At 71.9% G+C, this 12,020-nt stretch carries 10 protein-coding genes; 7 read left to right on the plus strand and 3 right to left on the minus strand.

All coding sequences use genetic code 11. The features are described 5' to 3' along the window. The first annotated feature begins 293 nt into the window (after positions 1-293). From ACIBEI_RS32655 to ACIBEI_RS32675, 5 genes are all read left to right on the plus strand, one after another. Positions 294-1,103, plus strand: a complete 810-nt coding sequence (locus tag ACIBEI_RS32655) for a DUF4142 domain-containing protein (protein WP_398893808.1) — start codon at positions 294-296, stop codon at positions 1,101-1,103. A 173-nt stretch (positions 1,104-1,276) separates the two neighbouring features. Further along, entirely contained in the window at positions 1,277-2,692 is a 1,416-nt protein-coding gene (locus tag ACIBEI_RS32660; RefSeq protein ID WP_398893809.1) for a DUF692 domain-containing protein, read from the plus strand. Positions 2,693-3,136: 444 nt separating this feature from the next. Continuing rightward, positions 3,137-4,030 carry a DUF4142 domain-containing protein gene (locus tag ACIBEI_RS32665; RefSeq protein WP_398893810.1) on the plus strand — a complete coding sequence of 298 codons (894 nt, stop codon included), beginning with the start codon at positions 3,137-3,139 and terminating at the stop codon, positions 4,028-4,030. Between the two features lie 103 nt (positions 4,031-4,133). Next, positions 4,134-4,910 (plus strand): TIGR04222 domain-containing membrane protein, encoded by a 777-nt coding sequence (locus ACIBEI_RS32670; RefSeq protein ID WP_398893811.1) that lies wholly within the window; start codon positions 4,134-4,136, stop codon positions 4,908-4,910. A gap of 129 nt (positions 4,911-5,039) precedes the next feature. Next, a complete protein-coding gene (locus ACIBEI_RS32675) occupies positions 5,040-6,614 on the plus strand; it encodes an alpha/beta hydrolase (RefSeq protein ID WP_398893812.1) in 1,575 nt (524 codons plus the stop codon). Positions 6,615-6,712: 98 nt separating this feature from the next. On the opposite strand, the gene hemQ is transcribed toward ACIBEI_RS32675, so the two are convergent. Next, on the minus strand, positions 6,713-7,444 hold the full coding sequence (hemQ, locus tag ACIBEI_RS32680) for a hydrogen peroxide-dependent heme synthase (RefSeq protein WP_398893813.1): 732 nt from the start codon (positions 7,442-7,444) through the stop codon (positions 6,713-6,715). A gap of 4 nt (positions 7,445-7,448) precedes the next feature. Continuing rightward, the gene (hemG, locus tag ACIBEI_RS32685; RefSeq protein WP_398893814.1) at positions 7,449-8,933 is read right to left on the minus strand and encodes a protoporphyrinogen oxidase; all 1,485 of its coding nucleotides are present in this window, start codon (positions 8,931-8,933) and stop codon (positions 7,449-7,451) included. 183 nt (positions 8,934-9,116) lie between these two features. Here hemG and ACIBEI_RS32690 point away from each other — a divergent pair, with 183 nt between their 5' ends. Together ACIBEI_RS32690 and ACIBEI_RS32695 are read left to right on the plus strand one after the other, a co-directional pair. Then, positions 9,117-10,109: a DUF4349 domain-containing protein gene (locus ACIBEI_RS32690; protein ID WP_398893815.1), complete on the plus strand. Its 993-nt coding sequence runs from the start codon at positions 9,117-9,119 to the stop codon at positions 10,107-10,109. A 67-nt stretch (positions 10,110-10,176) separates the two neighbouring features. Next, positions 10,177-11,577 (plus strand): FAD-dependent oxidoreductase, encoded by a 1,401-nt coding sequence (locus ACIBEI_RS32695; protein ID WP_398893816.1) that lies wholly within the window; start codon positions 10,177-10,179, stop codon positions 11,575-11,577. A gap of 89 nt (positions 11,578-11,666) precedes the next feature. On the opposite strand, the gene ACIBEI_RS32700 is transcribed toward ACIBEI_RS32695, so the two are convergent. Beyond that, positions 11,667-12,017: a hypothetical protein gene (locus ACIBEI_RS32700; RefSeq protein WP_398893817.1), complete on the minus strand. Its 351-nt coding sequence runs from the start codon at positions 12,015-12,017 to the stop codon at positions 11,667-11,669. Positions 12,018-12,020: the final 3 nt, after the last annotated feature.

A 12,020-nucleotide genomic window follows, 5' to 3' on the forward strand; every position in this document is an offset into this window, starting at 1 on the left:
GGGGCTTCCCGAGGGGGGCCGGCGGCGGGTGGGGCTCCCGGCGGTGGGGCGTGTGGGGGGGCGGGGGGGGGGGCTGCGGGGGGGGGGGGGGGGTGTGGGGGGGGGGGGGGGGGGGCGCGGGGGGGGGGGGGGGGGGGGCCGCCCCCCCCCCCCCCCCCCCCCCCCACGCCCGAACAACAAAAGTGACTCACCAAACATCAGCTGTTGAACAGACCGACCGCCCCGCACGTATCTCCCTGCGCTGGCCAAGTACAGATTCCCAACGACCAGTTGGCATATCCCGGGAGGCACCTTTGCGGCGTATCAACGGCACGGCCCTCGTCATCGTGGCACTCGTCGGCACACTCGGCGCGCTCGCGTTCCCGGTGTGGTCGTACGCCGACCGCGCCGGCACGGGGCAGGCAAACCTCGCCTCCGGAACCGTACCGACGCGCTGGGGGCCGCTGACCGCCAACGACCGCGACCTGATCGTCCGCGTGCGGCTGGCGGGTCTGTGGGAGCTGCCGGCGGGGCAGCAGGCCGCCGAGCGCTTCCCGAACGGTCCGGTACGGGAGGCGGCCGACCACCTCATCGTCGGTCACACCGACCTCGACAAGCGCGCACGCAGCGTCGCCCGGGATCTCGGTGTCGAACTGCCGAACCAGCCCAACGAGCAGCAGCAGGGCTGGCTGAACCAGATGTCCGCGGCGTCGGACGAGGACTACGTGAAGGTGTGGGCGAACCTTCTCCGGTCCGCGCACGGCAAGATCTTTCCGGTGATCGGCACGGTCCGGAACCAGACGCGCAACACGCTGGTGCGTCAGCTGGCCTCGGACACCAACCAGACCGTGCTGGACCACATCACGGTCCTCGAGAAGACCGGCGCGATCGACTTCGAAGCGATCGCCAACGACTCGGTGGCCGGATCGACGGCCAGCCCGAGTGGTCCGCCGGCGCCGGTCTCGGGCGTGGCTCCGCCCGCGGCGCCGCCCGCGGAGGCCACAGGCGACATCCAGACCACCTCGCGGCCTTCACCGGGTGCGCCGGGCACGGTCAACACGAACCGGCCGGAGGCCGAGGACCCGGACACCCCGGTCTCGACGGAATCCTCGTCCGCGCCGTAGCGGGGCGGTGACCGCCGCCCGGGTTCCGAAGCTCAAATGTTGCTCTGAACGTCCCCGCCGATGGGTTCGGCCCCGCTTCCCGGGGCCATGACCCCGTCACGCCGGAACAACAGGTCCGTCGAAGGAGACGACGCACAGGTCCTGGTGAAGCCGTGGTGAAGGAGGGGGACGAGATGAAGCACTTGGGTACGGGAATCGGGTGGCGGCCGGAGATCGCGGCGGCCGTGGAGGGCATGCCCGGCATCGACTGGGTCGAGGCCGTCGCGGAGAACGTGTGCCCGGGGCACCTCCCCGAGTCGCTGGTGCGGCTGCGCGAGCGCGGCGTCACGGTTGTTCCGCACGGGGTGTCGCTCGGCCTCGGCGGCGCGGACCGCCCCGACGAGGGAAAGCTCGCCGATCTCGCGGCGGCCGCCGAGGCGCTCGGCTCCCCTCTGGTCACCGAGCACATCGCGTTCGTCCGCGCGGGCGGGGCCCTCACCGCCTCGCCCCTCCTGGAGGCCGGGCACCTGCTGCCCGTCCCCCGCACCAAGGACGCCCTCGACGTCCTCTGCGAGAACATCCGCATCGCCCAGGACGCGCTGCCCGTGCCGCTCGCGGTCGAGAACATCGCGGCGCTGATCTCCTGGCCGGGCGAGGAGATGACCGAGGGGCAGTTCCTGTACGACCTGGCCGACCGCACCGGCGTACGCCTCCTCATCGACGTGGCCAACCTCCACACCAACCACGTCAACCGCGGCGAGGACCCCGCCAAGGCCCTGGACGAACTGCCCGTCGAGGCGATCGCGTACGTCCATGTCGCCGGCGGCTTCGAACGCGACGGGGTCTGGCACGACAGCCACGCCCACGCCGTGCCGCCCGCCGTCCTCGCGATCCTCGCCGACCTGTCCTCCCGGGTCCGCCCGCCGGGCGTACTCCTGGAGCGCGACGAGAACTTCCCCGCACCGGCCGAGCTGGAGCGAGAGCTGACGGCGATCCGGGAGACGGTGGAGAAGGGGGCTCGCTCGGTGGTTCCGGAGGCATCGGCCCCGGTGGCAGCGGCCCCGACCGTACCGGACGCCGTTGTTCCGGAGGCATCGAAAGCATCGGAGCCGACGGAGGTCCCGGACGAGACCGCCGCGAGCCCCGCCGCCGAGCGGGCATCCGGTGACGCGCACAAGGTGTCGCCCTCCACCGACCCCTCCCGCCAGCGGCTCGCCCTCGCGCAGGCGGCCCTGTTGTCCGCGCTGGTCGCCGGGACGCCCGTGCCGGAGGGCTTCGACAGGACCCGGCTGTCCGTGCAGGCCCGGGCACTGGCGGGCAAGCGGGCCGATGTCGTGGCCAAGGTCGCGCCCGAGCTGCCGGAGATCCTGGCGGAGGCGTACCGCAAGTCGTTCGTCGCGTATGCGCACGGCCACCCGATGACCGGCGGCTACCGGCGGGACGCGCTGGACTTCGCCGAGCATCTGCTGCTGGACGGCCGGCTGGAGGACCCGGACGTACGGCGGCGGGTGAGCGAATGGTGGCTGGAGCGCTCGGGCCCCGCGCCGCTGTCGCAGCATCCGGCGGCCCGGCTGGCGCGTGCCACGCGACGGGTACTGCTGAGGCGATGAGGCGGGTTCCGCCGAGGTGTTGAGGCGGGTTCCACCGAGGCGACGCCGGATGCCGCCGGGGTGTTGAGAACAAGTCGACGCCGGGCGTAGAGGCCTTCGTCACCGCGTGACATCGCTCACCGGGCGACACGGGCGCCGGATCTGTACAGAGCAGCGGGCCCCTTGCCTGCTCAGTGCCGCTGCGCCGACGGCCGGGCGCGCGGGCTCGCATCCGGCCGGCGCCGGGCGCACCCCGCGCGTGCGCGTGGTGCACGAAAGCCCGCCCGCCGTCGGACGCGCGCTGCCGCACCGCCCGCCACCTGCGGAAACACCCTGCCTGCGGCCATCTGTCCGGATTCATACGGCAACCGTCCGAACCCGTACCTCAGTTGACGTACACCGCGCAGTAATATTCCAGCTCCGACCCGAAGCGCACTAACGTGCGGTGCCGCAACAGGAGGCACCATGCGATCCATCAACAGCCGCGGACTGTTCAGCGGCACCGGGCTCATCGTCGCGGGCCTGGCGGCGACCCTCGTGGCGCTGATCTTCCCGGTCTGGTCGTACTCGGACCGGTCGGGCACCGGTGTGGACACACTGAACGCCCAGACCATGTCGACGAGGTACGGCCCGCTGTCCGCGCTGGACCGGGACTTCGTCACCAAGGTGCGGCTCGCGGGCCTGTGGGAGCTGCCCGCCGGCCAGCAGGCCGGGGAACGCGGCACGACGCAGGCGGTCAAGACGGCGGGCCAGCACCTCGTGGAGGGCCACACGTTCCTGGACGAGCGTGTGCGCGAAGTGGCCTCGCGGCTCGGGCTGCAGCTGCCCAACCAGCCCAACGAGCAGCAGCAGGCCTGGCTCGGCACGCTGAGCGCGGCGCGGGGCGAGGAATACGACGTCCAGTTCGCGAACATCCTGCGCAAGGCGCACGGCAAGGTCTTCGGCCTGGTCGCCCAGGTCCGCGCGAGCACCCGCAACTCGCTCGTCCGCGGCCTCGCCGACGACGCGAACACCACGGTCCTGGACCACATCACGGTCCTGGAGGCCACCGGTCTCGTCGACTTCGACGCCCTGGCCCGGGACGCGGCCACCGCGAGCCCGCCGCCGCTCACCAGCTCCCCGGCCCCGCCCGGCCCGACGGACTCCCCGAGCGCGCCGGTCCCGGTCTCCCCGTCCCCAGCCGGGCCCTCCTCTTCACCGACGTACACCCTGCCGCCGCCCGCGACGAGCCGCCCGCCGGAGGACGACGAGCCGAAGGAATCCACAGAAACCAAGGAGCCCAAGAAGTCCGAGGCCGCGAAGGGCGGGGACAAGGACGGGGACAACGGCGGGGACAAGTCCGAGGACAAGAAGCCCTGACAACCGGAACGCAGCGAAGCGAAACGTCACACTGTGACGACGCTCCGTCCAAATTGTGAACAAGGCGTGGCGCGCCCGGGCCTCCTTCGCATAGAAATCCCGCATGTTCTGGGTCCTCCTCCTGCTCCTGGCCTGGGTCGCGGCCGGCACCACGTGCACGCGTCTGTGCCTGGCCTCCGTCCGCGCCGCCGCCGTCGTCGACGAGACGGACCGGTTCCAGGGCCGCGGCCTCACGCTCTACGAGGCGGCGTTCCTGTCGGGCGGCCCGGCGCGGGTCGCCGAGCTGACACTGGTGTCGATGGCCCGCCAGCGCCGCCTGCTGCTCGCCCACACGGGCTGGGCGACCGTCGTGGACCCGCGCGGCCGGGACGAGATGGAACGCTCGGTGCTGGGCGCGATAGGCCCGTACGGTCAGTCGCGGATCGCGCCGGTCCGTACGACCGCGGCCGCCGCGGAGTCCGTACGTGTCCTCGCCGACCGCCTCGTCGCGGCGGGCCTCGCCGTGCCGGACGGCGCCCGCACCACCGTCGCGGGCGCCGTCCGCCAGGTGCGGGCCGCGGCGGCGGCCGTGCTGGTGCTGGGCGCGGTCGCCCTGTTGATGCCGTCTCAGGCGCAGGAGAACCGGGCCCTGGTGGCCATCTGGTTCACGCTTCCGCTCATCCTCACCCTGAGCTGCCTCGCCATAGCCCGGATCGAGGTCCACCCCTACACGCGCTGGGCGTCCCCGGCGGGCCAGCACCTGCTCAGCGCCCTGGCCCGCCGCGCGGACACCGGCAGCGACGACCGTACGTACCTCACCACCGTGGCCGTACGCGGCATCCGGGCGATCGGCGAACCGGAACTGCGGGCGGCCTTCGCGCACCGCGAACCGCACGCCTAGAGCGCGCCGGGGACGCACGCCGGACGCGCATCGGGGTCATTGGGCCGACACCGGCGGGCCGGTGCTTTACTTCGCCAAGTACCAAACGAAATATCCCTTTTGTTGCTGCCGTGCACTGAAGGGAACGCGATGCGAGCTGCCGCCCTCTACGGAACGGCCGGGTCCCTGGTTCTGACCGCCGTCGTCGCCGCCCCCGCGGGCAGCGCCCAGACCCCCCTCGGCTGGCCCGAACTGCACGGCACGGCGGTCGCCGCCCAGCGCGCCGCCGCCGAGGGCATCCGGTTCGGCAACTGCTCTCAGGAGCAGGACACCCCGGGCAGCCTGCAGTGCGGCACGGTGGAGGTGCCGCTCGACTACGCGCACCCCGAGGGCAGGAAGATCAAGCTGACCGTCAGCCGGGTGAAGGCCACCGGCAAGGACGGCAGGCGGCCGGTGGCCCGGCAGGGCGCGCTGGTCTTCAACCCCGGCGGTCCCGGCGCCTCCGGCATGTACTTCCCGCTGATCGGCATGATCCCCGAGTGGAAGCGCATCGCCGGGGCGTACGACCTCGTCGGCTACGCCCCGCGCGGGGTCGGCCGCTCGGCGCCCCTCTCCTGCCAGGACCCGAAGCGGCTCCTGAAGGGCCCCACGCAGTCGCCGACGTACCCCTCGGAGTCGTACAAGAAGGAGCGCGTCGCGCGGGCCAAGGCGTTCGCGCGCGGCTGCGTCGAGCGGTCGGGGCGCGAGATCCGGCACTTCTCCTCGCTCAACAACGCCCGCGACCTGGACGTCCTGCGCGCCGCCCTCGGCGAACGGCAGCTGACCTTCATGGGGGCCTCGTACGGCACGTACTTCGCGTCGCTGTACGCGACGCTGTTCCCCTCGCACGTACGCCGGATGGTCTTCGACTCGGCCGTGAACCCGGACCCGGAGAAGGTCTGGTACCGGAACAACCTCGACCAGTCGGTCGCCTTCGAGGGCCGCTGGGCCGACTTCCGCACCTGGATCGCCAAGCACCACAAGGTGTACGGGCTGGGCCGCACGCCTGAGGAGGTGCTGCGCAGTTACGAGAAGGCCCGGGCGCGGCTCGCCGCCGAACCCGCGGGCGGCAAGGTCGGCCCGGGTCAGCTCCAGAGCACGTTCCTGCAGGCCGGGTACTACGACGACTACTGGCCGCAGCGCGCGCTGGCGCTCTCCGCCTATCTGAAGGGCGATCCGGAGCCGCTGATCCGGCAGGCGGGGCCGAACCCGGACGCGGTGGAGGAGCAGGAGAACAGCAAGGCGGTCTACATCGCCACCGAGTGCAACGACGCGCCCTGGCCCCGGGCCTGGCGCACCTGGGACCGCGACAACACCCGGCTCGCACGCGTGGCCCCGTTCGAGACCTGGGACAACGTCTGGATGAACCTGCCCTGCGCCTACTGGCCCCTGCCGCGTCAACGGCCGATCGACGTCGGGACATCACCCGGCGAACTGCCGCCGACACTGATCCTGGCGGCGGAACGGGACGCGGCGACGCCGTACGCCGGCGCCCTGGAGCTGCACCGCCGCCTGTCGGGTTCAGTACTGGTCACAGAGCTGGCATCGGGCACGCACGGCATCGGCGGCGGCTCCAACGACTGCGTCAACGCCTACCTGGACGCGTACTTGCTGGAGGGCAAGCTCCCGGTGCGCCGCGCGACCTGCGCACCACACAAGGAGCCAACGCCGGTACCGCCCCTTTAGGGGGCGCCCTTCAGGGCGGCGCCCTTCAGGGGCGCGGGGAACTGCGCGACCAGCCCCCACACACCCGCACCCGACGTACGAGCCCGCCCGCGGAGCGACTACGCGAGCCCGGCAACCAGCTCAGCAACAGACTTCCGCCGCCCGGTATAGAACGGCACCTCTTCCCGGACATGCATCCGCGCCTCGGACGCCCGCAGATGCCGCATGAGATCCACAATGCGATACAGCTCGTCCGCCTCGAACGCGAGCATCCACTCGTAGTCACCGAGCGAGAACGAGGCGACCGTGTTGGCGCGCACGTCCGGGTACCCACGGGCCATCTTGCCGTGGTCGGCGAGCATCCGGCGACGGTCCTCGTCCGGCAGCAGGTACCAGTCGTAGGAGCGCACGAAGGGGTACACGCTGATGTAGTTGCGCGGCGTCTCGTCGGCGAGGAACGCCGGGATGTGCGAGCGGTTGAACTCCGCCGGCCGGTGCAGCGCCATGTTCGACCAGACCGGCTCCAGCGCGCGGCCCAGCTTCGTACGGCGGAAGAGGTTGTACGCCTCCTGGAGCTGGTCGGACGTCTCGGCGTGCCACCAAATCATGAGGTCGGCGTCGGCGCGCAGCCCCGACACGTCGTACGTGCCGCGGATCGTGACGTCCTTGGCTTCGAGCTGATCGAAGAGTTCCTGAACCTCGTCCGCGTACCCGGCACGGTCCACAGGCAGGACGTCGCGCAGTTTGAACACGGACCAGAGGGTGTAGCGGATGACCTCGTTGAGGTCCTTGGCCTTCTTGCCGGCGTTCGGGATCCTGGCCTGGCCGGTGGTGGGGGCGTCGTCACTCATGGGGCTATTCTCCCGCTCCGCCGTGCAGGCTCTGCACCGGGTTCGTGATCAGCGCGTCCGTCAGTCCGGCGCGGTCGCCGGTCAGCTTGTCCACGGCCGCGTTCGCGCTGGCGATACAGGCCGGAATGCCGACGCCGTCGTACGCCGCTCCGCAGACGGCGAGGCCCGGCAGCTTGCCGACGTGCTCGCGGATGCGGGCCACGCGCGCGTGGTGCCCGACCGGGTACTGGGGCAGTCCGTCGGTCCAGCGGGTCACCCGGGTCTCGACGGGCTCGGCGTCCAGGCCGGTGGCCTCGCGCAGGTCGTGCCGCGACACGTCGACGAGACCGGCATCGTCCCGGCCGAGGATCTCCGTCTCTCCGTAGCGCCCGACGGACGTGCGCAGGACCACCACGTCCGGGTCCTCCTCCGCGATCCACCCCCACTTCTGGGAGGCGAACGTCGAAGCCTTGATGGTGTGCCCGTCAACAGGCGGCACCAGAAAACCGCTCCCTTCGGGGAGGGCGATCTCGTCGCGGCGGTAGGCGAGGGTGATCAGTGCCATGGAGGCGTACTCGACGGTCGCGAGCTCGGCCGCGGCGGCCGGGGCCTCGGTGCCTAGCAGCCCGGCCGCGGCACCGGCGGGCACCGCCACCACGACGGCGTCGGCATGGAGGACATCACCACCGGCGACGACACGCCAGCGCCCGCCGCCGGCCGCCCCGTCCGCCCCGCCCTCGACCCGCCGCAGCTCCGTCACCGGTGCCCCTGTGACGATCTCGCCGCCCCGGGCGCGCACCGACTCCGCGACGGCGAGCGGGAGCCCGCCGACGCCGCCCTCGATGCCGGTGAAGACCGGCCCCGTCTGCTGGTGCTTCGCCGCCCTCGCCTGGATCTCGCGGACGGCCTCCGTCAATGACGTGTGAGTGCGGGCCGCTTCGAAGAGCTGGGGGACGGCCGAGCGCATCGAGATGCGGTACGCGTCGCCCGCGTAGACACCGCCGAGGAGAGGCTCGATGAGGCGGTCGACGACCTCGCGGCCGAGGCGCTCCGCGACGAACTCCCCCACCGCCACGTCGTCCCCGACCTCCGTGCGCGGCAGGTCGCGGTCGCGCTCGATCCGGCGCAGGCCCTCCTCCGAGAGGACTCCGGAGAGGGCGGCCGCGTCGCCGGGGACGCCCATGACGTGCCCCTTGGGCATGGGCCGCAGTGCCCCGCGCGTCCAGATCGAGGCGCTCGCCGTCGCGGGCGGCCGCAGCCGGTCGGCGAGACCCACCTCGCGGGCGAGCGCCACCGCCTCGGGCCGCCGGGCGAGCATCGACTCGGCGCCGAGGTCGACCCGGACGCCGGCGATCTCCCCGGGCAGCAGCTTGCCGCCGAGCCGGTCCGAGGCCTCAAGGACGGTCACGCGTGCCCCGCCGTCCAGCAGCCTGTGGGCGGCTGCCAGACCGGCGATACCGCCCCCGATGACGACGACATGACCCGTGCCCGTACGTGTGTCTGCGTGCATGTCTCCACTGTCCCAGACCCCACCGACAGTCCCGCGGGCCCCGGTGCCGGTGAACGTTCCGGTGAGGGTGTCCATGACGAGTCCGGACCGTGACCGCTTCGGGACCGGATTCGGCCAACGTCTCACAGGGGCTCTGCGTCGTAGGAGCGTCAGTCATCACGACACCCTCGGGGGTAAGCCGATATGCAGACGCGTGGCAGTGGCACGACCAGGTATCGATCCGTACGACCTGTCCAGATCCTTTCGGCGCTGTGCCTCGCCGCGGCCCTCGCCCTGACGGGATGCACGGGCGCGGACGACAGCGGGGGCGCAAGCTCGGATTCCGACAAGGCCGCCGGCGCCCCGGGCGCGAACGAGGCGGGCGCGGGCGCGGCCGACAGCGACGCGGGCAGCGGCAAGAAGGAGCAGGCCGCCGCACCGAGGCTGACCGCCCACATCATCCACACCGCGTCCCTGACCGTGCAGGTCAAGGACGTACCGAAGTCCCTCGACGAGGCCAGCACGGTCGTCGAGAACGCGGGCGGCATGGTCGGCAACGAGACCACGGACCGCGACTCCAAGGGCCGCGAACGCTCCCGTGTCGTCCTGCGGGTGCCCTCGGACAAGTACGAGGAGGTCCTCACGGAGCTGGAGGGCTCGGGCAAGCTCATCGACCGCAGGGCCAAGGCCGAGGACGTCACGGAGCAGGTCGTCGACGTGGAGAGCCGTATCAAGTCGCAGCGCGCCAGCGTGGTGCGGATCCGCGAGCTGATGGACCAGGCGACCAAGCTGAGCGATGTGGTCACCCTTGAGGGCGAGTTGAGCACTCGTCAGGCCGACCTTGAATCGCTGCTGGCCCAGCAGGCGTCCCTGAAGGACCGTACGAGCCTGGCGACGATCACGCTGTCGCTGTCCGAGACGCCGGTGAAGAAGGTCGCCGAGGACGACGACCCGGGGTTCGCGGACGCGCTCGGGGGCGGCTGGGACGCGTTCGTCACGATGTTCCGCTGGATCGCGCTGGCGCTCGGGGCGGTCCTGCCCTTCCTGGTGGGTGCGGCTCTGCTGCTGTTCCTGTGGGTGCGTTTCCTGCGTGGCCGGACGCCTGCCCGGCCGGTCGCGGCGGCGCCGGGCGGCGCGGGCACGGGTTCGCTGCCGGTCGCGCCGCCGGTCCGGGGAGAGGGCGACGACAAGGACTGAGCGGATCCGACCGATTCGGCGCGATCCTGAGCAGGACCGAAATGCGGGACCCCCGTAGCGTGTTCGTATGAGCATGAGCCGTGCGAGCCGTTCCCAAGAGCGCCTGGTGGTCGTCGGAGGGGACGCGGCGGGCATGTCCGCCGCGTCCCAGGCACGCCGTCTGAAGGGCCCCGACGAGCTGGAGATCGTGGCGTTCGAGCGGGGCCACTTCACCTCCTACTCGGCGTGCGGCATCCCCTACTGGGTGGGCGGTGACGTCGAGGACCGGGACGAGTTGATCGCGCGCTCCCCGGAGGAGCACCGGGCGCGCGGGATCGACCTTCGGATGCGTACGGAGGTCACGGAACTCGACGTCGCGGGCGGCCGCGTACGCTCCCGGGACCTGGAGTCCGGGGCCGAGGCGTGGACGTCGTACGACAAGCTCGTGCTCGCGACGGGCGCCCATCCGATGCGGCCGTCACTGCCCGGCATCGACGCGCCGGGCGTGCACGGCGTGCAGACACTCGACGACGGGCAGGCCCTCCTCGACACACTGGCCCGAACGGTGGGCCGCCGCGCGGTGGTGATCGGCGCGGGCTACATCGGCGTGGAGATGGCCGAGGCGCTGATCAACCGAGGCTACGAGGTGACGGTCGTCAACCGCGGCCAGGAGCCCATGTCGACGCTCGACCCGGACATGGGCCGTCTGGTGCACGAGGCCATGGAGGGCCTGGGCATCACGATGGTGAACGAGGCCGAGGTCACCAAGATCCTCACCGGTGAGGACGGCCGAGTCCGCGCGGTGGCCACGGAGGACGCCGAGTACCCGGCGGACGTGGTGGTCCTCGGCATCGGCGTACGTCCCGAGACCGCGCTCGCCGAGGCCGCGGGGCTGCCGCTCGGCGACCACAAGGGGCTGCTGACCGATCTGGCGATGCGGGTGCGCGGGCACGAGAACATCTGGGCGGGCGGCGACTGCGTCGAGGTCCTGGACCTGGTCTCGGGCCGCGAACGCCACATCGCGCTCGGGACACACGCCAACAAGCACGGCCAGGTGATCGGCGCGAACGTCGGCGGCGGCTACGCCACGTTCCCCGGCGTCGTCGGCACGGCGGTCAGCAAGGTCTGCGATCTGGAGATCGCCCGGACCGGCCTGCGCGAGAAGGACGCCCGCCGGGCGGGCCTCCGGTTCGAGACGGTCACCATCGAGTCGACGAGCCGTGCGGGCTACTACCCGGGCGCCGACCCCATGACGGTCAAGATGCTCGCCGAACGCCGCACCGGCCGCCTCCTCGGCGTCCAGATCGTCGGCCAGGAAGGCGCCGCCAAACGCGTCGACATCGCCGCGGTCGCCCTCACCGCCTGCATGACGGTCGAACAGATGACAGCCCTGGACCTCGGCTACGCCCCACCGTTCTCCCCGGTCTGGGACCCCATCCTGGTAGCGGCCCGCAAGGCGACAATCGCGGTACGAGGAAGGACGGCTTAGCCGCACGTCTTGGCTGCCGGGGGGCGCCCCTTCAGGGGCGCGGGGAACTGCGCGACCAGCCACGACGAACCCGCAGCAAAAAACCCCGCTCAAGCCCCTTGAGCCGACCCGTTCCCGTTGATCTTCTCTATGGCCTGCCGAGCCTGCTCACCGGGCGACCGGGGCAACGACGACACCGTCGACACCGCGGGCGCAGAAGCCACCGCCGAAGGCGGCATCGGCGGCGCCTGCTGAGGCCGCGCATGCGACCCCGCCTGCCGGCTCCGCAGCCGATGGCTCACCGCCTCGTCCAACGTCACGGGCCGCTGCATACTGGCGGACAACCGACCGGCCTCCTGGCCGAGCGCGGCCACGTCCTCCCACGACAGCCTGACCACGAGGGCAAGCTCCGCCTCTCCGTCCGGCGTGGCGATCAGGGGCTGAGTGACTCGGTCGTTCATTGA

The sequence above is a fragment of the Streptomyces sp. NPDC050988 genome (genome assembly GCF_044456225.1).
Classification (GTDB): domain Bacteria; phylum Actinomycetota; class Actinomycetes; order Streptomycetales; family Streptomycetaceae; genus Streptomyces.

Coding starts and splice junctions, on each gene's coding strand:
- ACIBEI_RS32660 (WP_398893809.1), top strand. CDS start 1,277: ATGAAGCACTTGGGTACGGGAATCGGGTGGCGGCCGGAGATCGCGGCG.
- ACIBEI_RS32665 (WP_398893810.1), top strand. CDS start 3,137: ATGCGATCCATCAACAGCCGCGGACTGTTCAGCGGCACCGGGCTCATC.
- ACIBEI_RS32670 (WP_398893811.1), top strand. CDS start 4,134: ATGTTCTGGGTCCTCCTCCTGCTCCTGGCCTGGGTCGCGGCCGGCACC.
- ACIBEI_RS32675 (WP_398893812.1), top strand. CDS start 5,040: ATGCGAGCTGCCGCCCTCTACGGAACGGCCGGGTCCCTGGTTCTGACC.
- hemQ (WP_398893813.1), bottom strand. CDS start 7,444: ATGAGTGACGACGCCCCCACCACCGGCCAGGCCAGGATCCCGAACGCC.
- hemG (WP_398893814.1), bottom strand. CDS start 8,933: ATGCACGCAGACACACGTACGGGCACGGGTCATGTCGTCGTCATCGGG.
- ACIBEI_RS32690 (WP_398893815.1), top strand. CDS start 9,117: ATGCAGACGCGTGGCAGTGGCACGACCAGGTATCGATCCGTACGACCT.
- ACIBEI_RS32695 (WP_398893816.1), top strand. CDS start 10,177: ATGAGCATGAGCCGTGCGAGCCGTTCCCAAGAGCGCCTGGTGGTCGTC.
- ACIBEI_RS32700 (WP_398893817.1), bottom strand. CDS start 12,017: ATGAACGACCGAGTCACTCAGCCCCTGATCGCCACGCCGGACGGAGAG.